At 38.8% G+C, this 22,135-nt stretch carries 20 protein-coding genes; 10 read left to right on the top strand and 10 right to left on the bottom strand.

What is annotated here, in order from left to right; translation table 11 throughout:
• Window positions 1-74 precede the first annotated feature (74 nt).
• Window positions 75-3,524, top strand: coding sequence for a hypothetical protein (locus KMW37_RS03385; protein ID WP_246581310.1), 3,450 nt, complete (start codon window positions 75-77; stop codon window positions 3,522-3,524).
• A 13-nt stretch (window positions 3,525-3,537) separates the two neighbouring features.
• Here KMW37_RS03385 and KMW37_RS03380 read toward each other — a convergent pair whose 3' ends face one another.
• Both KMW37_RS03380 and KMW37_RS03375 read right to left on the bottom strand, forming a co-directional pair.
• On the bottom strand, window positions 3,538-4,125 hold the full coding sequence (locus tag KMW37_RS03380) for a peptidylprolyl isomerase (protein WP_215223172.1): 588 nt from the start codon (window positions 4,123-4,125) through the stop codon (window positions 3,538-3,540).
• Between the two features lie 104 nt (window positions 4,126-4,229).
• Window positions 4,230-4,727 carry a DUF4488 domain-containing protein gene (locus tag KMW37_RS03375; RefSeq protein WP_215223171.1) on the bottom strand — a complete coding sequence of 166 codons (498 nt, stop codon included), beginning with the start codon at window positions 4,725-4,727 and terminating at the stop codon, window positions 4,230-4,232.
• Between the two features lie 405 nt (window positions 4,728-5,132).
• Here KMW37_RS03375 and KMW37_RS03370 point away from each other — a divergent pair, with 405 nt between their 5' ends.
• The gene (locus tag KMW37_RS03370) at window positions 5,133-6,272 is read left to right on the top strand and encodes a glycoside hydrolase family 10 protein (RefSeq protein ID WP_215223170.1); all 1,140 of its coding nucleotides are present in this window, start codon (window positions 5,133-5,135) and stop codon (window positions 6,270-6,272) included.
• A gap of 69 nt (window positions 6,273-6,341) precedes the next feature.
• On the opposite strand, the gene KMW37_RS03365 is transcribed toward KMW37_RS03370, so the two are convergent.
• The 3 genes from KMW37_RS03365 to KMW37_RS03355 all read right to left on the bottom strand — a co-directional run bounded on the left by KMW37_RS03365 (window position 6,342) and on the right by KMW37_RS03355 (window position 7,985).
• On the bottom strand, window positions 6,342-6,641 hold the full coding sequence (locus tag KMW37_RS03365) for a cupin domain-containing protein (protein ID WP_215223169.1): 300 nt from the start codon (window positions 6,639-6,641) through the stop codon (window positions 6,342-6,344).
• Window positions 6,642-6,961: 320 nt separating this feature from the next.
• Complete coding sequence (locus KMW37_RS03360) at window positions 6,962-7,372, bottom strand: hypothetical protein (protein WP_215223168.1); 411 nt, start codon at window positions 7,370-7,372, stop codon at window positions 6,962-6,964.
• Window positions 7,347-7,985, bottom strand: a complete 639-nt coding sequence (locus tag KMW37_RS03355; RefSeq protein WP_215223167.1) for a SatD family protein — start codon at window positions 7,983-7,985, stop codon at window positions 7,347-7,349. The genes KMW37_RS03360 and KMW37_RS03355 overlap by 26 nt, the downstream gene beginning before the upstream one ends.
• 526 nt (window positions 7,986-8,511) lie before the next feature.
• On the opposite strand from KMW37_RS03355, the gene KMW37_RS03350 reads away from it, so the two are divergent.
• Window positions 8,512-9,396: a DUF5677 domain-containing protein gene (locus KMW37_RS03350; protein WP_215223166.1), complete on the top strand. Its 885-nt coding sequence runs from the start codon at window positions 8,512-8,514 to the stop codon at window positions 9,394-9,396.
• Window positions 9,397-9,412: 16 nt separating this feature from the next.
• Window positions 9,413-9,997, top strand: a complete 585-nt coding sequence (locus KMW37_RS03345; RefSeq protein ID WP_215223165.1) for a hypothetical protein — start codon at window positions 9,413-9,415, stop codon at window positions 9,995-9,997.
• Here the strand turns inward: KMW37_RS03345 and KMW37_RS22640 are convergent.
• A complete protein-coding gene (locus KMW37_RS22640; RefSeq protein WP_394369592.1) occupies window positions 9,984-10,214 on the bottom strand; it encodes an HNH endonuclease in 231 nt (76 codons plus the stop codon). The two genes, KMW37_RS03345 and KMW37_RS22640, sit on opposite strands and share 14 nt — an antisense overlap.
• A gap of 170 nt (window positions 10,215-10,384) precedes the next feature.
• Between KMW37_RS22640 and KMW37_RS03335 the strand changes: the two genes are divergently transcribed.
• Genes KMW37_RS03335 through KMW37_RS03320 form a run of 5 tightly spaced genes read left to right on the top strand, consistent with a single transcriptional unit; the run spans window position 10,385 to window position 14,639 of the window.
• Window positions 10,385-11,089: an SDR family oxidoreductase gene (locus KMW37_RS03335; RefSeq protein WP_215223163.1), complete on the top strand. Its 705-nt coding sequence runs from the start codon at window positions 10,385-10,387 to the stop codon at window positions 11,087-11,089.
• Between the two features lie 12 nt (window positions 11,090-11,101).
• Window positions 11,102-13,087 (top strand): (E)-4-hydroxy-3-methylbut-2-enyl-diphosphate synthase, encoded by a 1,986-nt coding sequence (gene ispG / locus KMW37_RS03330; protein ID WP_215223425.1) that lies wholly within the window; start codon window positions 11,102-11,104, stop codon window positions 13,085-13,087.
• Between the two features lie 32 nt (window positions 13,088-13,119).
• Window positions 13,120-13,311 (top strand): DUF6728 family protein, encoded by a 192-nt coding sequence (locus KMW37_RS22395; RefSeq protein ID WP_246581308.1) that lies wholly within the window; start codon window positions 13,120-13,122, stop codon window positions 13,309-13,311.
• Window positions 13,312-13,329: 18 nt separating this feature from the next.
• The gene (locus KMW37_RS03325) at window positions 13,330-13,680 is read left to right on the top strand and encodes an MmcQ/YjbR family DNA-binding protein (protein WP_215223162.1); all 351 of its coding nucleotides are present in this window, start codon (window positions 13,330-13,332) and stop codon (window positions 13,678-13,680) included.
• Window positions 13,677-14,639 (top strand): ABC transporter ATP-binding protein, encoded by a 963-nt coding sequence (locus KMW37_RS03320; RefSeq protein WP_215223161.1) that lies wholly within the window; start codon window positions 13,677-13,679, stop codon window positions 14,637-14,639. Before KMW37_RS03325 ends, KMW37_RS03320 begins: the two co-directional genes overlap by 4 nt.
• Window positions 14,640-14,732: 93 nt before the next feature.
• Here KMW37_RS03320 and KMW37_RS03315 read toward each other — a convergent pair whose 3' ends face one another.
• From KMW37_RS03315 to KMW37_RS03300, 4 genes are all read right to left on the bottom strand, one after another.
• Window positions 14,733-15,251 carry an FKBP-type peptidyl-prolyl cis-trans isomerase gene (locus tag KMW37_RS03315; protein WP_215223160.1) on the bottom strand — a complete coding sequence of 173 codons (519 nt, stop codon included), beginning with the start codon at window positions 15,249-15,251 and terminating at the stop codon, window positions 14,733-14,735.
• A 228-nt stretch (window positions 15,252-15,479) separates the two neighbouring features.
• A complete protein-coding gene (leuS, locus tag KMW37_RS03310; RefSeq protein ID WP_215223159.1) occupies window positions 15,480-18,254 on the bottom strand; it encodes a leucine--tRNA ligase in 2,775 nt (924 codons plus the stop codon).
• A 224-nt stretch (window positions 18,255-18,478) separates the two neighbouring features.
• Window positions 18,479-19,441 carry a hypothetical protein gene (locus tag KMW37_RS03305; protein WP_215223158.1) on the bottom strand — a complete coding sequence of 321 codons (963 nt, stop codon included), beginning with the start codon at window positions 19,439-19,441 and terminating at the stop codon, window positions 18,479-18,481.
• An 85-nt stretch (window positions 19,442-19,526) separates the two neighbouring features.
• Complete coding sequence (locus tag KMW37_RS03300; protein WP_215223157.1) at window positions 19,527-20,429, bottom strand: mechanosensitive ion channel family protein; 903 nt, start codon at window positions 20,427-20,429, stop codon at window positions 19,527-19,529.
• A gap of 160 nt (window positions 20,430-20,589) precedes the next feature.
• Here KMW37_RS03300 and KMW37_RS03295 point away from each other — a divergent pair, with 160 nt between their 5' ends.
• The gene (locus tag KMW37_RS03295; RefSeq protein WP_215223156.1) at window positions 20,590-22,134 is read left to right on the top strand and encodes a bifunctional GNAT family N-acetyltransferase/carbon-nitrogen hydrolase family protein; all 1,545 of its coding nucleotides are present in this window, start codon (window positions 20,590-20,592) and stop codon (window positions 22,132-22,134) included.
• Window position 22,135: the final 1 nt, after the last annotated feature.

Genomic DNA, 22,135 nt, shown 5'->3' with positions numbered 1-22,135 from the left:
GCGTCAGGATCACTTAAGGAATGAAATATTGTGCGGAAAATATATGCATGGTCTGCAAACTATGCGGCCTGTGGATGATACTTTTTGGTCTCAGCAGGCCTGCTTTTGCACAAGAAAAAAACTGTAGGTGGCAAGTCGTAGAGCAAGGACAGGATAGCGTATATTTTCAATTGGACTCCCTTTCTGCCCTTAACAGCAGCATTGAAGTATTCAATGTAAAGGGGGACAAGTATCCATTTACTTATGATATCAATACAGGTTTTATTCTTATCAAGCCCACTGGGCAAAGCTTACCTGACTCCCTAAAGCTCTGCTATCAGACCTTTCCAGTTAGTTTCCATCATCAGTATGCCAATAGAACTTTGGAAGCAGATTATGATTCCATGGCCTATTTTAAATCTAAGGAGAAAGAAATCATTGAGTCATTTGATTTTCGCGAAGAAATTTTTTCATCCAGTAAGTTAAATAAATCTGGAAATCTCACTAGAGGGATTTCCTTTGGAAATGCACAAAACGTCTTTGTTAATTCTTCCCTTAATCTTCAGATGGATGGGCAACTTACTGATGATTTATTTATTAGGGCAAGTATTACTGATCAGAATGTCCCTTTCCAACCCCAAGGGAATACCCAGCAAATTCAGGATTTTGATAATGTCTTGGTGGAACTGTATAATGATAAAATGAGCCTCTGGGCTGGAGATGTCGTATTTCAACAACGCCAGTCTTCCTTTTTGCGGTATTATAAAAATGTTCAGGGTTTACAATTTACCACTGATTATGAAGTCAATGAAAAATGGAAGGCATCCACTCAACTTGGAGCATCCATAGCTAAAGGGAAGTTTTCTTCGGTGATCATGGAAGTACAGGAAGGAACCTTGGGCCCCTATAGGGTTCCTGGCCCCGAAAACGAACGTTATGTGATAATAATGGCCAATTCTGAAAAGGTCTTCCTAGATGGTAAGCAATTGAAGAGAGGCTTCAATCAAGACTATATTATCGACTATAATCAAGGGCAGATTACTTTTACCACCAATGTGTTGATTACCCAGTATTCTAGGGTAAGGGTGGACTATGAATATGCTGAACGAAACTTTAGCAGGTCAATACTTACTGCCAATCATATCCAGCAAAGTGATAAGACCAGTTTTTATATTAATTATTATAAGGAGCAGGATAATAGAAATCGCCCTTTGTTTAATGAGCTAAGTGATATTGATAAGAGATTGTTGGCTGCTGTAGGGGATGAAATTGACGAGGCAGTAGTGCCAAGGGTGGACAGCGTGGCTTTTGACCCAAACAGGATCCTGTACCGCAAGGTAAGCAGTTCGGATCTCCAAGGTAGGCTGATCATCTATTATGAATACTCCAATGATAAAGAGGAAGCTCACTATAGCGTCACGTTTACTGAAGTTGGAGAAGGTAATGGGAATTACCGCAGGAGGGAACAATTGGCCAATGGTTTTGTATATGAATACGTATCCCCTATTGATGGTATAAAACAGGGGGATTATTCCTTGTTTTCGCAGCTCCCCGCACCGAATAAAAAGCAAATGATAACAGCGGGTGGAGAGGTGAAATTAGGGATGTACGAAAAGGTTTATGGAGAAGCAGCTCTTTCCAATCAGGATCAAAACCTGTTTTCTGATTTGGATAAGGAGGACAATAGTGGTTATGCAATGAAATCAGGAATGGTGTCGGAGGGGAGAAAAGTGGGCTGGCTGGATGGTTATCAGTTTAAGGGGGCAACTGAACTGGAATATAATTCTATGGATTTTAAGTTTATTGACCGGTTGAGATATATAGAATTTGACAGAGATTGGGGACTGATCAATCAAGATTTGGAAAACCCTGCGAGTGAGAAATTGCTTATGGCAACAGCTGGAGTGGTGAAAGATGAAGCTAATGAGTTGACCTATCAAATTAATTACAGAAAACGAGGCACCCAACTGGAAGGAAGTCAGCAAAGGGCAAAATATTATCAACAGTTAGGGAAACGATTTTTTACTGCGCAAAACTTATTTCTCTTGAACAGTAAAATGCCGAAGACACAATCCACTTGGCAGAGGTATGATGTAGAATTGTTTTATCGCTCCAAGGTATTGGTGCCAGGATATCAATTTAAAGTGGACAGGAATAAGGTGCTGGATACAGAAAAGGATTCAGTCATTAGTACGGCAATGAACTTTCTCTCTCACCAATTTTATCTTAAGTCAAATGACACCTTGAATTATAGTTTTTTTGCAGATGTAACTTGGCGCGAGGATAGGCTTCCTGTGAATGGACTGATTTTACCGGATACCAAAGCCTTTACAACCAACTATGGACTCCAAAAGACATTTGGCCAACATGACATTAAAGGGACTTTCACTTATAGAAAATTGAAGCATCTGAGGGAGCAGATGCTTGAAGAAAGTACCGTGATGGGGAGGTTGGATTATTATAGTGCATTATTTGATAATAACCTTAGAAATGAATTGAGCTATGCCATTGGAAATGGAAGGGAGCTAAAGCGGGAGTTTGTGTATTTGCCTGTTCCCACCGGGGAGGGAACCCATACTTGGCGTGATGATAATGAGGATGGAATTCAACAGCTAAACGAGTTTTATTTGGCGATCAATCCTGAAGAAAAGAACTATATCAAGGTCTTCACTCCCACGGATGAGTATATCCAAGCTTATACCACTTTGTTTAATTATCGACTCAATGCCCGTTTTCCTGATCAATGGAGGAAAGAACAAGGATTAAAACAACTTTTGTTTAAATTCTCCAATACTACTAGCTGGAATGTGGAAAAGAAGATTACCGCTGGTGAATTTTGGAAAAGGGTAAGTCCATTTTCCAAGGGCATTCCTGCTGAGGATTTGGTCTCCTTGAGGCAGGTGTTTAGGTCGACCTTGTTTTTTAATCGTAGTTCTTCAGTTTTTGGTTTTGATCTAGGTACCATAAAAAGCCAACATAAGCAATTGCTGACAGGAGGCTTTGAGGAGACCGAACAATTGGATTGGAGGATCAATACAAGGGTGAATTTCAAAAAGGATTTGAACCTAAGGTTGGTTTTTAATGAAGGACAAAGAAATGCAGCATCTGATTATCTAGAGAACAGAAACTATCAAGTTGATCAATTCGCTTTTGGCCCTGAGCTTACCTGGCAACCTTCTACCATTTTTAGAACCTCCATCAACTATCAATATACCGATAAGCAAAATCAGCAGAATGATGAATTTGATGAAAGGGCAGCCTTACATGAATTGGCCGCTAAAGTCAGGTATGCTAAGGCCATCAAGACCACAGTAAATGCATTGGTGAAATATACCCAAATTGACTATAACGGTGTGGCCAATTCACCAGTAGGCTATGAAATGCTAGAGGCATTGACCGTGGGTAGTAATGTAAGCTGGAGCATTAATTGGATTCAAAAGATTGGTGAAGGTCTTCAGTTGAATATGAGCTATGAAGGAAGGGATTCTGAAGGTTTAAACAGGCTGGTGCATACGGGAAGGATGCAGATTTCTGCCTTGTTTTAACTCTTTCAAAGGGCTATTCTTCTATTATTTTAAAGGACAAGATTTCGACCTTTTCTACCAGCATCTGATTGTTATCTGCTAACTGTTGGATCTTTCTCACTACTTTCATTCCATCTTTTACCTTGCCAAAAGCTGCAAAGCCTTGGCCATCAGGATTTCTTTTTCCGCCAAAATCTAATTCGGGTTGATTTCCGATGCAGATGAAAAACTCAGAACTGGCCGTTCCTGGTTCTGCCCTTGCCATGGATAATGTCCCATTTTCATGTAATAAGCCTGTTTTTTTCGTGGTTTCATGGACGATAGGTTTATAGGGGGATTTATCTGCTTCTACCCCTAAGCCACCTTGGATTACTTCTATTTTTACTTTGCTATTAGCTTGGTTATCCATTCGAACAGTCCTATAAAAGCTGGCTCCCTTAAACTTGTCGTTTTTGATGTATTTTAAAAAGTTTGCACTTGTGATGGGGGCTTGCTCCGGGAATAGTTCAAGGGTAATTAATCCCATATTTGTTTTTAGTTCAACTTTTGGATTTTGCGCAAATGATGGAATTATTAATGAGAAACAAAGTAATGCACTTAAAATATAGCCTGGCTTAATCATATAGGGAGTTAAATAACAATGAGAAATTGTCAAAATAAATTGGCATTTCCAATATTGAACCATTATTGGAAATGCCAATATTATATGTTTGAGTTTTAAGGTAATTATAAAGTTACGGTTTGTTCATGCTTTTTTGGAAGCGGTTGCTTTTTCATATAGGGAATGGATAAGGGAAGCCTACTCCATTTTTCTGAAACCCAATTTTTGTTGTCTAGACTCCATTTTATAATAAGATTGTCGCCATCAATCATTTTGTAACGAATATGGCTATCTGAATTGTTCATTTTAGGGTTGACGGCATGTTCAATGATATGCTCTACTAAAGTACTGTCGGAAGTGATGTTGTAGTTGCCATATTGCCCAATGGTGGTCTCTTGTGTTATGCTTTGTTTCCCCCAAATGATAAAAGTATAAAAGGTACTGTCCGAATTGAAAACTTTATAATTTCCGGATTTTACCTCGATCATTTTGCCTGTGAAATTGTTCATAATAGCTGTTTGTCTCCAGATTCCAACAAGTGATTCCGATGCTGGTAAATGGGTTTGTGCAGCAAGAGGAAGTGTAATAATAAATGCTATTAGTAAAATGATTGCTCTTTTCATAGTTATTTAAGCTTGTATAGTTGTTAATTGTTTTATTAAAGAATATTTGAAGATGTGGTGTTAGATCAAAAAAAAACTGAGCGTATAATATAAAATGAGTCAAAAGAAATAAGGACAACTAAATCTAATACGGATGTTTATACAATACAACTTTCAAAGATTGAAAAAAGAAAATAATAGGTGTTTAGGGATGTGTACTTAGCTGAGAGCTTGTGTTTTTGTGATCAAATCTAATTCAAATGGTTGTAGAATAGGATGGAATTAAAATCATTTGTAAAAATTTAGGTAAAGATGGTTATTGAAGGTGAAATATTTTAATTTTATATAATGCTTCAACTGCAAGGTTGTGAGTTGAAAAAATGATAATCTTGTTTAATCTATGATACCCTATACTAATTAGAACCTATGAAAAAGTTACTTCTGTTATTTGTAGCACTTGGTTTCGGATTTGGTTGCTCCAGTCCTAAGGAAAAAAGTGAAGGTCAGGAGGCTGTTGTTGAACCTGTTAAAATCCCTGTACATGCATGGCTGGGCGGTTATAATGATAAGCCAGAAGAAGAAATCAAAGCTAAGTTTACTGAATTTAAGGAACATGGAATTGATGCCTTGATGTATAATGGTGGTCATGACCCTGCTAGTTATGAAAAAGTAGGTAAGATTGCCAAGGAAGTAGGCCTAGGCTTTCATGCCTGGATTCCAACCATGGTACAGCACAAAACTGATGAGATCGATGCGGATTGGTATGCGGTAAATGGTTTAGGAGAATCAGCTCTTGAAAAGCCTGCCTATGTGCCTCACTATACTTTCTTGTGCCCAAGCAAGGATGGTACCTATAATTTCTTGGAAAATATGTACAGTAAAGTGGCCCAGGTTAAGGAAGTGGATGCGATACATTTGGATTATATCCGTTTTCCAGATGTGATCCTTGCTCGCGGACTTTGGGACAAGTACGGTTTGACCATGGATAGGGAGTATCCTCAGTTTGACTATTGCTATTGTGATGAGTGTACAGGGGATTTTAAGGAAAAAACAGGTATTGATATCAAGTCTGTAGAAGATCCTTCTCAAGTTGAAGAGTGGAAGCAGTTCCGTTATGATTTGATTACAAGTATTGTGAATAGATTGTCTGATATGGTGCATGGACATGGCAAGGAAATTAATGCAGCTGTGTTTCCTGGCCCTTCAAATGCCATGAAGATGGTTCGTCAGGAGTGGAATACCTGGAATTTGGATGCTGTATTCCCGATGAATTATAATGATTTCTATTTGGAAGGAACTGATTGGATCGGATCCATTACCAAAGAAGAAGTAGATGCTGTTGAAGGCAAGTTTCCAGTTTATAGTGGATTGTTTATCTGTCCAAATCCTGAGAAAAAAGCTGATATAGCAGATCCTGAAGGACATGGTTTGATCCCAAGTGAAATGGGGGCAGCTATCCGCAACTCCATTGCCAGTGGTGCCAGAGGTGTTTGTTTGTTCACGCCTGGACGTATGACTGATGAGCACTGGGTTGAGTTTGAAAAAGCCATCAAGCTAAAAAAGTAAAATATTAGGGATATTCTTCCCATTGTTAAAAGTGTCTTCGTTCAAAAACGAAGACACTTTTTTTTTTATTTAGTCACCTTGGGTTAGTAGGCATAAGCTGTCTTCCAATGCCTCCACTTCATGGATGATTTCCACGGGGATTTCTGTTTCTTCATATTGTTGAAGAGAAATTGTCTTGTCGTTTTCTATATAGTTTACGGCGCCTTCCAACACAAATAGCTTGGAAGGGCGATGGGTTTTATGGGCTTTCAATATCATGCCTTTTTTAAAGGCTATGGCCAATACCCTGAATGAAGTGTTTTGGTGAAGGGCCTGGGCGATGGGATGGCTGCTGCTTTCAAGCTTAGCTTTTATAGATGGTATTATCATGGTTTCAGTTTAAAATGTAACTGTTATAATTTACGAAATTTAGGGCATAATATTAGAATGATTAAAGTTGTAAATGATTGGGAACTTTTATGTACGGAAAATTTACGTACACTTATAGTGGCAACGACAACAAAACATATGGCTTTATTCATCTTCCAGATTCTGGTAAAATGTTTTTGCCTATGTCAACAATGGAAAGGGCCTTTTTGTGATACCTTGGTAAAGGAAATGAATGAATCAGATAATAGCGATTTTCTTAAATTCGCAAGCGCAGAACAAAAAGAACAGAAAAAGTAACCAAGTTTCAGGCAATAGGTTTTTTACGGGATAAATGTCAAGGCAAACTTTATGCAAAAACCTAGAGCCAAGGAGGTTGTGAAATTTACCATTGTTCCGGCCAGGAAAAAGCCGGCATTGTCATTGATGGCTTTTTGCCTTGCTAGGTTTTTAGCCGCAAATATCAAAGCAAGCCCTGTGATCTCCCCTGCAAGCACAAAGGTTAGTATGATGATGTTTTCGCATTTTCCGATGATATAACCATCTCTGATGATTTTCTTATCAGTTTCGTCTATTTTCCCGTCCCTGTCTATGTCAGTGTCTTTTTTGTTCTTTAGCACTATTTTTTTTATGAGGAAGTTTGTAAAGAAAAATGTCACAATATACCCTATTATAATGATCCCGGCTTTGGTCAGGTTTGGGACGATGTCAATGTTGTTTGTGAAGAATTCCATCTAAAATAGTGTTTAGGTTTTTTTCAGCTTCAAGAACCAGTTCTAGCTTCGAGCTTTTAGTGAGCTTGGAGATGTATTGTTGGGATACCCCAGTTTTTTCCGCTAGGTCCTTTTGTGTAAGGTCTGTTTCCCGGTGGCGGTATATTTCCCATTCAATTGCTTTCCATTCATCTCTTATGGCCAATATTAAGTTGAGGATAGTGTTGATAGTCGCGGTCATTAGGTGATCTTTAAGATCAGCAGAGAAGAGGGCTGTTCTTTTTTTTAGCAGCTCTATTTGCTCTTGACCCCTCCAAAGTGCTGGGCCTTCTAGAGATAAGAAGTTCTTTTCGTTCATGCCGAAAGCAATCTCGTCTTCTATCAGGACGGTTCTCGACTTTTGGTGCCTTTGATATTCTTGGATGGCCAGAATAATCTTAACAGCAGATCCAATGTCCATACAAACACCTCCAAAGCTATCTCCTGAGTAAATGGTCAAAGGGATTTTAAAATATAGCTTAAATTTTTCATTGATTTGCTCAGTGGTGTCATGAAAATAGCGCCATTCTTCAGGGTCAAATTTTTTGCGTGACTTGATCACATCTCCGATTAGTACAAGCTCTCTGTTTTTCATACAACTAATATAGTTGTTTTTATAAATACAACCAAATATATTGTTAGTTTAAAATACAACTCAATTGATTGTTTTATTTACATGCTTCTAAATTACAGCCAAAGGGCAGGGTGTTTTGCGGGAAGGTATTGGGTGCAATAAGCTTTGCTAATATTCCGGTTGCTTCCCCATTTCATGCTTTTTTTTAAAGGTGTTACGGGTCAAGTTAGCGCTTATCCAAGCCGTCCTTAATCCTTCTATGTGAATTTGAATAATGGTAAACTGTTCTGGGATAATTGTCAAATCAAAATCAGGTTAATAGTGATTTTCCTAGAAAATGTGACTTTGTGAACGGTAAATAGTTGTTGTACAACCATTTTTTACGTTGTAATTAATTGTAAATAAGTGTTTTATATTGTTTGGTGTCTCAAAAAATATGTCAAAAATAAATTTTTAATTAACTTATTTACTAGGTGTATCAAAGTATTAGAATGAATTTGATACACAACTTTTGCTTATATTGGAGATTTATCAAAGCAAATTGTTTATGGATAATTCCAGATTGTTATTTCTTCTTGATTTAAAAAAGGCTGAAGACCAAAAAGACGTTGAGGCAAAGATTGATTTTTTTAATACGCTGACAAATTTACTTTTTAAAGTTACCCAAAGCTTATATGATGGGGGAGAGAAACCAAAATATCATCAAAGAGAAATTGAGGGTAAATTTTTTAGATTTGGGTTGGCTAATCAAAGTATAATTACCTTAATGAAGGGGAATGAGTTTAAGCTTATTTCAAAGGATTGTAAAATAGGTGACGTGTTTTCTATAAAAAATATAATAAGGATGCAATTTGAATCTTTCCTTATTATGCACTATTTATTTTTTGATGATGTAGAAGAAGATGAACTTAATTTTAGGTATGAAATTTATAAACTTCATGGATTGCAGAAGCAAGCAAATATGAGAGCTAATACAAAGAAAGGAGAGGAAAAAAGGAAGAAGATATTAGAGGAAGTTGAAGAATGTCAGAATAGAATCATTGAATATGATACTTATAAATGTGCTAAGATTAGGGATCAAAAGTGGTATTTAAAACCATCAAAACCCAAGCTTTTTAACACTGAAGAACTGTTTAAAAGAAGCGGTTTGAATAATGTAAGAGGTGATGATATGTGGAGTATCTTTTCAAATTATACCCATGCAGAGTATATAAGTGATAGGCAATACAATTCAATTTATAGAATAGAAAAATCAATTAATGATGAATATATGTATTTGCTTACACTAATGTCATTTATGACAAGTCGATTAATTATGCTGATAGTAAATAATTTCAAAAGTGCCAAGTTATCCTATGCAAGTTTCAGTGATATTGAAAAAGCCCAAATTGAACTATGGAGTGGGGCTGATTTTTCTAATGTTAGGGTTTAATAAGTAAATTCATTCAATGAAGAAGTTAGGACGATTTTTTAATAAATACTGGTACTTAATGTTAATTTGTGGTATCGGCTTTGGTGTTTTTATTTGGCTTGTCCAGCCATTCAGCCCAGATATATGGGGCACTGTTTCAGATTGGGCAATGGTTTTAGTAGCAACCCTAACTGCTATATTTTTGATTTTGACATTTAAGGAACAACATTCTTTAACTAGGATAGAAGTTGCGAGGCATAAAGAGAATTTAAGACCAGTTCTTATGGTGGATACCAGAGAATCTGAGGTTAACAGAAGAGTAATAACACAAAGAACTATTAATTTAGTGTTTTGGTTTGAGAAAAATGTTGCAAAAGATATTGTTTTTGAATTTTCTTCAGAATCAGATGTTGATTCCATTTATTTTTCTGAGCTTCAGTGTTTTAAAAAGAATAGAGTATTGAGGTCAGATTTTGCAGTGGAAGCAAATTATAGGTTTAGATTTAATGTGAAGTATAAAAGCGTAGAAAATGTTGAATACTTAGTTTTAGGTTCTGTTTTTGTGCCAGAACAAAGGTATCATGGAGTGGTACTTGACCTTAGTATTCCTAAAGAAATTTAATCAATTCCAGCCTTTTCCCACCTTCACAAATAAACTTTAACCTATCATCAGTAAATTCCTTTAACCATTCATCCTTATCATCAATCCTTGCTTCTAGTGCTGTCTTTTGGCTGTGGCATTTGGGGCAAAGGTGTTGAAAATTATATTCCTCATATTCAAGTTCCTTAAATAACCTACTTGGTGCAATATGATCCAAATAAGCCCCAGCAGTGGGGATGCCTACACTAAGACATAATTTGTAAATGGAGTTTATGCACTTAAATTTCTATTAAACCAAAACCATCCAAAAACACCATGTGATTCTTTTAAAAAAATGTAACTTTGTGAACGGTAAATAGTTGTTATACTAACTATTTAGAAAGCAAATAAATTATAAATTACCATATTATGCCCCAAAGCATTTTAGTGACAGGAGGAACCAAAGGCATTGGTAGAGAGATTATTAGAAGGTTTGCCCAAGAAGGTTTTGATATTTTTACCTGTTCCAGGCACCAAAACGATCTAGATCAGCTGCAAAAGGATATTGCAGGGGAATTTCCAACCATTAATCTTTATACTCAAGTAGCCGATCTTTCTCAGAAGGAAGGAGTACTTTCATTGGCCACTGCCGTGAAGGAAAAGTTTATTCCAGATGTGCTGATCAATAACACGGGGGTGTTTTTGCCTGGGGCCATCCATGATGAACCTGATGGTAATTTTGAATTGATGATGCAGACCAATCTGTATAGCGCCTATTATTTGGTCAGAGAATTTACAGGCGCTATGATAGAAAGAAAGTCAGGGCATATATTCTCTATGGGCTCTATTGCAGGATTGACTGCTTATGCCAATGGAGGGAGTTATGCCATATCGAAGTGGGCCATGCTTGGAATGACCAAGTGCCTACGTCAGGAACTGCTTCCCCATGGGATCAAGGTGACATCGGTAATGCCTGGAGCCACCCTCACTGCCAGTTGGGATGGTGTGGATATTCCCGCAGAAAGATTTATGAAAGCCAGTGATGTGGCTGAATCAGTTTGGGCAGCATATAACCTTTCTCCCCAATCTGTTGTTGAAGAGATAGTGATCAGGCCTCAACTCGGGGACCTGTAAAAATAGGAAATGATGGAAGTCAAAGAAACCTTATCAAATATCAATTATTGTAATAGCCTTACCCAGTATTCCAGAAGGAAGACTATCCCGGTAAAAATCGGTGATGTTGTGGTGGGGGGAGATAATCCAATTGTGGTGCAGTCCATGACCACTAAGGATACTATGGATACAGAAGGCTCCATTGAAGAGTGTATCCGTATGATCGAGAGTGGCTGTGAGCTGATTCGTATTACAGCGCCTAGCATAAAGGAGGCTGAAAACCTGAAAAACATCAAAGAAGGTCTGGCCAAACGTGGTTACTATGTGCCATTGGTTGCTGATATTCATTTTACGCCTAATGCTGCCGAGGTAGCAGCCAGGATAGTAGAAAAAGTAAGGATCAATCCAGGTAACTATGCCGATAAAAAGAAGTTTGAGGTAATTGAGTATACAGATGAGAGTTATCGGGAAGAACTTGAGCGTATCCGCGAAAGGTTTTTGCCATTGGTGAAAATCTGTAAGGAACATGGTACGGCCATGAGGATTGGTACCAATCACGGTTCCCTTTCAGACCGAATCATGAGCCGTTACGGAGACACACCACTTGGGATGGTAGAATCTGCTCTAGAGTTTCTTAGAATTTGTGAGGAGGAAAATTACCATGAGATTGTCATTTCAATGAAATCTTCCAATACCCAAGTGATGGTTCAGGCTTACCGCTTACTGGTACAAAAGCTGGATGAAGGTGGGTTTAAACCCTATCCTCTACATTTGGGCGTTACAGAAGCAGGAGATGGAGAAGATGGCCGTGTTAAATCGGCTGTTGGTATTGGAACCTTACTGGAAGATGGTTTAGGGGATACTGTAAGGGTTTCATTGACAGAAGACCCTGAATTTGAAGCGCCCGTAGCTAGGGAATTGATAGATCGATACACTAAGCGCGAAGGTCATACTGAAATTAAGGATATAGATAAATATCCATTAGATCCATTTGAATATACGAAGAGGCATACGCTTGAGGTATATAACTTTGGAGGGCATAATGTGCCAAGGGTAATCACGGATATTTCCACAATAGAAAATATAACCCCGAAGGAGCTGAAGAAAACGGGGCATTTTTATCTTCCAGAGCTGGACAAATGGAAGATGAATGATGTGGGCTGTGACTTTGTGTATTCAGGCAAGCAGCCGATTTCCTTTATGCTGCCTAATGGACTTAAAGAAATTGTTGATTGGCCGACTTGGAAGGAACTTGAAGATCATGAGAATAAGTTTCCATCTTATTCCCTGGAAGAATTTCTCGATGCAACGGAATATCATCAGGAACTAAATTTCCTTAGGATTAAGGATGTTGAAGTGGAGAAAGCTATTCTGGCTTTGGATGGTCGCGAGGATGTGGTGATCATTCTCCACAGTGATAATGAACATAATATGCCAGCACTAAGAAGGGCTTATATAGCTTTAATTAATGCAGGGGTTGAGCTGCCAGTGGTGACTGAGGCAGATTACCAAGATCAGAATGCTGATCAAACCATGTTATATGCAGCTACTGATGTGGGTGGATTATTGATAGATGGCTTGGGTGATGGTGTGATGTTGGGTTTAGGTGAAAAGCATCTTGATGATCGAAAAGAATTGTTGGCTACCGTAAAACTGCATAATTCTGTAAGCTTTGGGGTACTTCAGGCAGCTAGAACCAGGATGTCCAAGACAGAATATATTTCTTGCCCTTCTTGTGGAAGAACCCTTTTTGATCTACAGGAAACTACTGCGATGATCAGAAAGCGTACAGACCATCTTAAAGGAGTGAAAATAGGTATTATGGGCTGTATTGTAAACGGTCCAGGAGAAATGGCTGATGCTGATTATGGTTATGTAGGATCTGGCAAAGGAAAAATAACCCTATATAAAGGCAAGGAAGTGGTGAAGCGTTCCGTTCCTTCAGAAAAAGCAGTTGATGAGCTCATCAATATTATTAGGGAAGATGGTCAGTGGGTTGAACCAGAAGCTGTTGAGTGATTGTTAAAAAGGAGAATTAATATTTGAGACGTATGGCCGATAATAAATTAAAAGAGTTTTTTCAATTAGGAGAAGTAGGTAACTACTTCATAAGGGTTTTCAAGAAGACCGACCCTAATCAGAAAAGCAATTTAAACCTGCGCATGATGCACGGGATAAATAGGATTTCCATTTTGATATTTTTGGCTGCATTGATCTTCTGGATTGTCAAAAGGTTTATATAGGTTCCAATACTGCCGCTTATGGACATTGTTTTTTTTAGAGATTATTGCTTGGCAAAACCAGGAGTAACTGAAGACACTCCTTTCAACCCTGATACGCTTTGTTTTAAAGTAGGGGGTAAGATATTTGCCATTACAGATATTACACTGTTTGAAAGTGTCAATCTCAAATGTGATCCCGAGCGAGCAGTGGAATTGAGGGAACAGTATAGGGGGATTGTTCCTGGTTATCATATGAATAAGAAGCATTGGAACACTGTCTCTTGTAAAGGGGATGTGCCTGATCCTTTGATTTTGGAATTGGCTGATCATTCTTATGATTTGATATTTAGAGGTCTTCCCAAAAAGCTCCAAAACGAAATTTCCGAATGAGTTTTCTTAAAGTAAGTCAAGTAACCAAGCAATATGATGAACAGAATATTGCTTTGCAGGAGTTTAGCCTGCAGGTGCATAAGGGAGGCGTAGTTTCCATGGTAGGGGAAAGTGGTTCCGGAAAGAGCTCTTTATTGAGGATTATTGCTGGTTTGGAAGTTCAAAACTCCGGTGTGGTTCATTTGGGAGGTCAGAAAATCCTGAACCCTAAAGAAAAGTTGGTCCCTGGATATGATGAAATCCAATTGATTCATCAGGAATATAAATTGTATCCCAATTCCTCTGTGGAAGAAAATATAGCAAGACCTTTATTGTTGTACAATAAGGATTATCAGCGGCAACGGGTGGAGGAATTGCTTGATTTACTTTCCCTGAAAGAACATAGGGATAAGAAGCCTAGGCAGCTTTCAGGCGGGCAGCAGCAGAAAGTGGCCATTGGTAGGGCCTTGAGTATAGAGCCAGAAGTCCTACTTTTGGATGAGCCATTTAGCAGCTTGGATGCTATTCAAAAACGTGAGTTGATAGAGGAGTTGAAGGTGATTTTTGAAGAACTGGATGTGACCGTCATCTTTGTGACCCATGATGTGGATGATGCCTTGATGATGAGTGAGGAATTGATGATTATTCAGAAGGGAAAACTGATCCAGCAGGGTAATGTTAGGGATATTTTTAGGAAACCTATCAATGAATATGTTGCTAAGCTTTTTGGTAACTTGAATAGAATTCCCGGTGAGAAAAAAACTTTCATTAGGCCTTCAGATTTGTTGATAGACGATAATGAAGGCTTTACAGCGAGGGTACAAAAGCAGCAATACCTTATTCATTATAATTTATTGACTGTAAGCTTGGAAGGCAAAGATGTGCAATGGAAAGTAGAGGATACTGCACGAAAATATCAGGAGGGTGATAAGATCAAATTGGGATATGATAAAATGAAGCTGATTCGATTTGAAAAATAATAGAAACTAAAAAAGCTGGTCAAGATTTATAATCCGGACCAGCTTTTTTAGTTTATTGTCTAGCTTCTTAATATCTTATGTCTTAATTCTAAATCAATGCTGATGCCCATGCTCTCCATGGACATGTCCATGCGCCAATTCCTCAGGTGAAGCCTCGCGCACTTCCAGTACTTCCCCATCAAAATGCAGTTTGAAATCAACCAGAGGATGGTTAAAGTCTAATAGTAAATCCTCACCAAGGTCTTTGAGCACTTTTGCCTGCATAGGATAACCATCTTCATCTATAAGTGGGAGGAAGTTGCCTTCTTGGAGCATTTCAGGCTTAAAGCCTCTTTCTTCTGTCAATTGGGCTTTGGCAATATCCACGATCAATTCATCATCAGCTTTACCATAAGCTTCATTTACCTCTAAGACAAAGTTAAAGTGATCTCCTTCATTTTTATCAACAAGGTATGATTCAAATTTTTCCGGTAAACCACTATTCCCAAATATAAAATAGAAAGGGTCTTCCTGATCCCTCACCTCTACACTGAAAGGAGCCGACTCCTCATCCGCTTTGCTTACTTTTAGTTCGTATGTTAGTCCTACTACTTTGTTGTTAGAGATTTCCATGTGTTATGTGTTGCTTTTAAGCAAAGATATAAATTTGGATGATTCTTCCTCATAAAAAGCAAAATAAGTGGTTTTTTGTTGCTTTTGATAAGGATAAAATGAATTAATTGGATTGTTGTAATGCCTTGATGTTTTGTGGGTTAGATAAGGGGAGGAATAATGTGTAAAAAATAAAAAAGGTTAGCTCCTTAATGAGGGCTAACCTTTAATTGTATGGTTTACTATTGCTTAAACGACAATGTTGACGATTTTTCCAGGTACTACGATGACTTTCTTAGGAGATTTTCCGTCCAGCCATTTGGCAACATTGGCATCTTCTAAAGCAGCTTTTTCGATTTCTTCTTTGCTCAAGCTTAAAGAAAGAGGAAGTTTAGCTCTCATTTTACCATTGATGGAAACAGGATATTCATGTGCGTTTTCAGCTAGATATTCTTCATTGTATTTAGGGAAACTAGCTTCAACCACAGAGTTTTCATGTCCCAATAATGACCATAATTCTTCTGCAATATGAGGTGCAAATGGAGAAAGGATTATGGCCAATGGCTCTAGAATTTCACGCTTATTACATTTCATAGCGCTTAGTTCATTCACACAGATCATGAAGCCTGAAACCGAGGTGTTGAATGAGTAATTGTTCATGTCCTCTTCCACTTTTTTGATGGTTTTGTGCAGCGCTTTTAATTCATCCTTTTTTGGTGCAGCATCCGAAACTTCGAAATTTCCATTCTTGTCATGGAATAGTCTCCAAACCTTCTTAAGGAATTTGGAGACTCCATCTATACCGTTGGTGTTCCATGGCTTGAATTGCTCCAATGGCCCCAAGAACATTTCATATAATCTTAATGTGTCTGCTCCATATCTATTGATGATATCATCTGGGTTGACCACATTGTATTTGGACTTGGACATTTTTTCCACCTCGGCACCGCAGATGTATTTGCCGTCTTCAAGGATAAACTCTGCATCCGCCAGGTCAGGTCTCCACGCTTTGAATTTTTCAAGATCCAGATGGTCGTTGTAGACGATATTTACATCCACATGCATAGCTGCTGTGTCATAGTCATTTCTAAGTCCATGACTGACAAACTTGTTAGTTCCTTTGACTCTGTAAACAAAGTTTGATCTTCCTTGGATCATACCTTGGTTGATCATCTTTTTGAAAGGCTCAACTATATTGATCAATCCACGGTCATAAAGGAATTTGGTCCAGAATCGGCTGTAAAGCAAATGTCCTGTGGCATGCTCAGCTCCACCAATATAAAGGTCTACTGCCTCCCAATAGTTTTGGGCTTCCTTGCTTACAAATTCATCATTGTTTTTGGAGTCCATATACCTTAGGAAGTACCATGATGATCCTGCCCAGCCTGGCATAGTGCTCAATTCAAGAGGGTATTCTCCATCATTGGTTTTATAGGTCCAATCCTTTGCACGTCCCAATGGAGGAGCTCCATCTTCAGTAGGTAAATATTTGTCCACTTCAGGAAGCACAATTGGAAGGTCTTTTTCTTCTACTAAATAAGGGATGTCATCTTTGAAGTAGACAGGAAGAGGTTCCCCCCAATAGCGCTGTCTGGTGAAGATGGCATCACGCATACGGTATTGGATTTTACCTTTACCGATTTTATTTTCTTCAAGGAATTCAATGGCTTTATTCATGGCTTCCCTCATCGGTAATCCATTGATGATATCAGAATTCATCGCGGTGGCACCCCACCCGTCGAAAGGAATTTCTTCAGTATTACCTTCGAGTACTTGGCGAATTTCCATTCCAAAGTGCTTGGCAAATCTGTAATCCCTGTCGTCATGGGCAGGAACTGCCATTACAGCACCTGTTCCATAGCCAGCCAAAACATAGTCGGCTACCCAAACAGGAATTTCTTCCCCATTGAAAGGGTTGATGGCGTAGCTACCAGTGAAAGCTCCAGAGATGGTTTTGACATCACTCATTCGGTCCCTTTCAGAACGGTTTTTGGCTACTTCAATATAGGCTTCTGCTTCTGCCCTTTGGTCTTCTGTGATCAGCTCTGCTGCCAATTCACTTTCTGGAGCCAAAGCAAGATAGGTCACACCGTAAATGGTATCTATTCTTGTGGTAAATACCTTGATCTTTTTATCTGATCCTTTTACTTGGAAGACCATTTCCGCACCAATGGAACGACCTATCCAGTTACGTTGCATTTCCTTGATAGGCTCATGCCAGTCTACCTTGTCCAAGTCATTAAGAAGACGCTCAGCATAGGCAGTAATGCGCATGCTCCATTGCATCATCTTCTTTCTCTCCACAGGATGGCCTCCTCTTTCTGAGAAACCATCTTTCACTTCGTCGTTAGAAAGTACAGTGCCAAGGGCAGCACACCAGTTTACGGTGGTTTCTGCCAGATAGGTTAATCTGTATTGTAAAAGTATTTCTTGCTGCTGCTTTTCTGAATAGCTGTTCCAGTCTTCTGCAGAAAAGATTTCGACATCTTCATCACTTGCCACATTGACCTTGGCATTTCCTTCTGCTTCGAAGGCTTTGATCAACTCACTGATATCTTTGGCCTTATTGGCAGTTTTGTCATAGTAACTGTTGAACAGTTGCATGAAAATCCACTGAGTCCATTTATAGTAATTAGGGTCTGAAGTTCTTACTTCCTTGTCCCAGTCAAAAGCAAAGCCGATGTTTTTAAGCTGTTCGGTGTATCTTTTGATGTTTTCCTCAGTAGTAATGGCTGGGTGTTGACCAGTTTGGATGGCATATTGCTCAGCTGGCAATCCAAAGGAATCATAACCCATTGGATGCAGTACATTATAGCCCTGCAGTCTTTTAAATCGGGTAACTATATCAGAGGCGATATATCCCAGTGGGTGGCCTACATGTAGTCCCGCTCCTGAAGGATAAGGAAACATGTCCAAACTGTAAAATTTCGGTTTTTGTGGGTCAACTTTGGCATTGAAGATTTGGGATACTTCCCATTTATCTTGCCATTTTTTTTCTATTTCTTGAAAATTATATTCAGCCATTTTTAGCAAAATTGTTACTTAGAATAGGATTGCTTGCAAAATTAAAAAAATAAATGGGATATGCCTTTGTATTTGTGTAGTAAGTGGTGTAGTGAACTAGATATCTGTTGAGGAAATTGGAAGATTGTGGTGTGGAGTGGGAGGTTTGAAGGAAGAAGAGAGGATCATGGAACTTGATTCTCTCTTTATCTTTTGTCTAATGTCTTTAGTCAAATATCTTAATATTACCAGAATCTCCAGCCACGTTGTCGTGTTCGACCTCTCCTAAGCCAGTTTTCCCAGATATCTTGAGAGAAATAGATTTCTACACCAATATTAAGGGTGAAATATCCGTCATATCGGTGAGTAAGTCCACTTCCTCTTCTGATCCGGTGCTGGAAATTTCCGTGCTTGTCGAAATAGGTCCCATTTCTGATCTTTTCTACATTGGGCAAGCCATTGTCGTCCAGCCAGTCAGGGTTTCTGACAGCCAATCTCAACCTTTCAGGCATGGGGCCTTCACCGAAGTCTCCGTAGCTTTCCAGCAAGTCCAGATAGAAATCCTTGATATTAAACGCACTTATATCGTCCATATAATCCGTCAAAGTGAACCTGTAATTTCCTTCTAAAAATAAGTCCGTGTATACGTTGAGCTTATATTTCATCCCCAGTCCCATAGGGAAAACGACAATTACTCCAGGATATTCTTTGCCTTCCAGTGCCAAGGGACGCAAACTGACCCATTCACCATCAAGCTGTGCTTTTGGGGTGTTGGTGCTGGCGCCTACTCCTGCAAAGATGTACCAGTTGAGAAAGTGACGGGTAATGTTGTTGAGCTTGACTGGTTTATAATGGTATTCAAACAGAAAGGCTGTTTCAAAGTTTCTTGCCCTAAAGTGTAGGTTTCTGGGAGTTCTTAAACTTCTGGGGTCAGCAGGCGGATCTTGGCCAGACATTTGGATAAAAGACCCTTCTAGTCTTAGTCGGGTTTTTGTACCAATGGTTCTTCGCACATTGGCCGAAAAATTAAAATCTGGTTGTATGCCTTCTTCATATTTCCAAAGGGAATACAGTTCACCGAAATACTGGGTGACTCCTCCTCCCATTCCTACAGACCATGCTTCCTCAAACCTAAAGCGGTAAAAACTTTGGGCATAGCTTTCCCATGAAAGGGATAGGATAAAAAATATGAAAAGTAAACGCTTCATCCAAAATAAATTGTTCAGTGGGGAAAAACTTGTGTTTCAAATACTTCACTTTGCGTTAATCCTACTTATTTATGTAAATAAACAACTAATTTTCAAGCTTTTCAAATCCGGACTTTAAATGTAGGTCTCTCTGTGGGAATGGAATCTCTATTCCCTCTTCATTGAATCTTCTAAATATTTCGTAGTAAAGTTGACTCTTTAATACGTTGGGTCGGTTGATGTAATCTGAAGTCCAAACCCTTAAGTTAAAATTGATGCTGTTATCTCCGTAATCTGTAAATAAAACATCAGGGCTAGGCTTGGTAAGTACTCCCTCGTTATTGGTAGCGACCTCCATCAAAATAGTTTTTACCTTTTGAGGGTCTTCCTTATAGGAAACACCCACAGGGAAATTAAAACGAATATTTCGGTCATTATGCGACCAGTTGATCACGGGACTATCTATGAATTGGCTATTGGGAACGATGACGGAAATATTATCATTAGTGACGACCATGGTAGATCTGGCCGATATTTTAATAACATCGCCATTTACGTCAGCTACTTCTATTCTATCACCTACTTTGATAGGCTGTTCAAAAAGGATGATCAGTCCACTGATGAAATTATTGGTGATGTTTTGTAGCCCAAAACCGATACCTACACCCAGTGCACCGGCAAGTATTCCCAATGCGCTGAGGTCTATGCCTGAATTCTGGACAATGATGACAAAGCCCGAAATCAATAGAACATAACGTATGATTGTCCCTACCGATTGTCGGGTACCTATATTCATATTGTACCGAACAAGTAATTTATTGACTATGAATTTCCGGATCCATTCTGTCACGATGAGTAAAATAAAAATGGAAACTGCTATGGCAATAATTCCTCCTATGGTCAGTTTGGATTCGCCCAGGGTGATGATCACATATTCTAGGAATTCGTTCAGCTTTTCCAAAAAGGCACCAAGTCCGTCCTTTTTTACATCCTGTAAAAGTTCTTCCATGCTTTGTTGGGTAAATGAGATTTGAAAACACTTGTATGGTACAAAATAATAATATTTATATTGTGAAACCAGTTGTGAGCTAAAGGAATTATTTTTGCTTAGGAAATCAGAACACTGATTTTGTTTACCATATTTGTGTGATCATAGAGCTAATTAAAGCATGAGCAAGCAGAAAGAAGAGCTGGAACACCGGCTAAAACTCCGAAATGTCATCCTTTCCGATTTTGAGAATATCCGAGATATCATGATCTCGATTTATAAGGAAAAGGAAATGACCTATACCAAGCAAGAGTTTAAAAATCAAATCAAGGCATTCCCTGAGGGGCAGATTTGTATTGAGGACAATGGAAAGGTGGTTGCTGTAGCCTTAAGTTTGGTGGTAGAGTATTCTAAATTTGGGGACAACCATACCTTTGATGAAATCACTGGTAATGGGAAGTTCGATACCCATGACCTGGAAAATGGTGATACGCTCTATGGTACCGATGTGTTTGTTGATAAGGAATACCGCGGGTTGAGATTGGGAAGGAGGCTATACGATGCCCGTAAGGAGCTTTGTGAGAACCTGAATTTGAGATCCATTATTGCTGGGGGAAGGATTCCTGGGTATAAGAATTATGCAGATAAAATCACACCAAGGAAATATATTGAACTAGTCAAAAACAAGGAAATATACGATCAGGTTCTGTCATTTCAGCTGGCCAATGAATTTCATGTTAGGAAGGTGATTACCAAGTACCTCCCAGAAGATAAAGAGTCCAGGGCCTATGCGACTTTATTAGAGTGGAATAATATCTACTATGAAAAAGAAGAAAAGCTGATTGGTAACCAAAAATCCATAGTAAGATTAGGTTTGGTCCAATGGAAAATGCGCCGTTTCAGTGATGTGGATGATTTGATGCAACAGGTTGAGTTTTTTGTCGACACCGTATCGGGCTACAAGTCAGATTTTTGTTTGCTGCCGGAATTTTTCAACGCACCTTTGCTGGCAGACTTTAATGATATGGATGCCTCTGAAGCAATTAGGAACCTAGCGGATTATACTGAGGAAGTGGTTGTGAGAATGCAGGATCTTGCTTTATCGTATAATGTGAACATCATTGCGGGTAGTATGCCAGAATATGATGGCAAAAGGTTGAGGAATGTGAGCTATCTCTGCCGCAGGGACGGCACCACGGATAAGCAATACAAGCTTCATATTACTCCGGATGAGCAATCTTATTGGGGCCTTCAAGGAGGTAATGGTATTCGTGTTTTTGATACGGACGCTGGTAGGATTGGGATCTTGATTTGCTATGATGTGGAATTTCCTGAATTGGGAAGAATTCTGGCAGAACAAGAGATGGATATTCTATTTGTCCCTTTCTGGACTGATACCAAAAATGCCTACCTTCGCGTGAGTACTTGCGCCAAGGCCAGAGCGGTGGAAAATGAGTGTTATGTGGCTATTACGGGTTCCGTAGGGAATTTGCCAAGAGTGGAAAATATGGATATTCAACATTCCCAAGCCGCTATTTATTCACCATCAGATTTCTCATTTCCGCATGATGCAGTAGTAGCGGAAGCTTCACTTAATACTGAAACTACCATTGTGGCTGATGTTGATTTGGACTTGTTGACCAAATTGAGAAAAGTGGGCAGTGTTAGAAACCTTGAGCAGAGAAGGCTGGATTTGTATTCCATTCAATGGAAAAAAAATAATTGAT

The organism is Echinicola shivajiensis (genome assembly GCF_018642165.1).
Taxonomy (GTDB): domain Bacteria; phylum Bacteroidota; class Bacteroidia; order Cytophagales; family Cyclobacteriaceae; genus Echinicola; species Echinicola shivajiensis.
Note: the sequence above shows the minus strand (reverse complement) of the source record. Positions and strands in the feature narration are given on the sequence as shown.

Coding starts and splice junctions, on each gene's coding strand:
- KMW37_RS03385 (WP_246581310.1), top strand. CDS start 75: ATGATACTTTTTGGTCTCAGCAGGCCTGCTTTTGCACAAGAAAAAAAC.
- KMW37_RS03380 (WP_215223172.1), bottom strand. CDS start 4,125: ATGATTAAGCCAGGCTATATTTTAAGTGCATTACTTTGTTTCTCATTA.
- KMW37_RS03375 (WP_215223171.1), bottom strand. CDS start 4,727: ATGAAAAGAGCAATCATTTTACTAATAGCATTTATTATTACACTTCCT.
- KMW37_RS03370 (WP_215223170.1), top strand. CDS start 5,133: ATGAAAAAGTTACTTCTGTTATTTGTAGCACTTGGTTTCGGATTTGGT.
- KMW37_RS03365 (WP_215223169.1), bottom strand. CDS start 6,641: ATGATAATACCATCTATAAAAGCTAAGCTTGAAAGCAGCAGCCATCCC.
- KMW37_RS03360 (WP_215223168.1), bottom strand. CDS start 7,372: ATGGAATTCTTCACAAACAACATTGACATCGTCCCAAACCTGACCAAA.
- KMW37_RS03355 (WP_215223167.1), bottom strand. CDS start 7,985: ATGAAAAACAGAGAGCTTGTACTAATCGGAGATGTGATCAAGTCACGC.
- KMW37_RS03350 (WP_215223166.1), top strand. CDS start 8,512: ATGGATAATTCCAGATTGTTATTTCTTCTTGATTTAAAAAAGGCTGAA.
- KMW37_RS03345 (WP_215223165.1), top strand. CDS start 9,413: ATGAAGAAGTTAGGACGATTTTTTAATAAATACTGGTACTTAATGTTA.
- KMW37_RS03335 (WP_215223163.1), top strand. CDS start 10,385: ATGCCCCAAAGCATTTTAGTGACAGGAGGAACCAAAGGCATTGGTAGA.
- ispG (WP_215223425.1), top strand. CDS start 11,102: ATGGAAGTCAAAGAAACCTTATCAAATATCAATTATTGTAATAGCCTT.
- KMW37_RS22395 (WP_246581308.1), top strand. CDS start 13,120: ATGGCCGATAATAAATTAAAAGAGTTTTTTCAATTAGGAGAAGTAGGT.
- KMW37_RS03325 (WP_215223162.1), top strand. CDS start 13,330: ATGGACATTGTTTTTTTTAGAGATTATTGCTTGGCAAAACCAGGAGTA.
- KMW37_RS03320 (WP_215223161.1), top strand. CDS start 13,677: ATGAGTTTTCTTAAAGTAAGTCAAGTAACCAAGCAATATGATGAACAG.
- KMW37_RS03315 (WP_215223160.1), bottom strand. CDS start 15,251: ATGGAAATCTCTAACAACAAAGTAGTAGGACTAACATACGAACTAAAA.
- leuS (WP_215223159.1), bottom strand. CDS start 18,254: ATGGCTGAATATAATTTTCAAGAAATAGAAAAAAAATGGCAAGATAAA.
- KMW37_RS03305 (WP_215223158.1), bottom strand. CDS start 19,441: ATGAAGCGTTTACTTTTCATATTTTTTATCCTATCCCTTTCATGGGAA.
- KMW37_RS03300 (WP_215223157.1), bottom strand. CDS start 20,429: ATGGAAGAACTTTTACAGGATGTAAAAAAGGACGGACTTGGTGCCTTT.
- KMW37_RS03295 (WP_215223156.1), top strand. CDS start 20,590: ATGAGCAAGCAGAAAGAAGAGCTGGAACACCGGCTAAAACTCCGAAAT.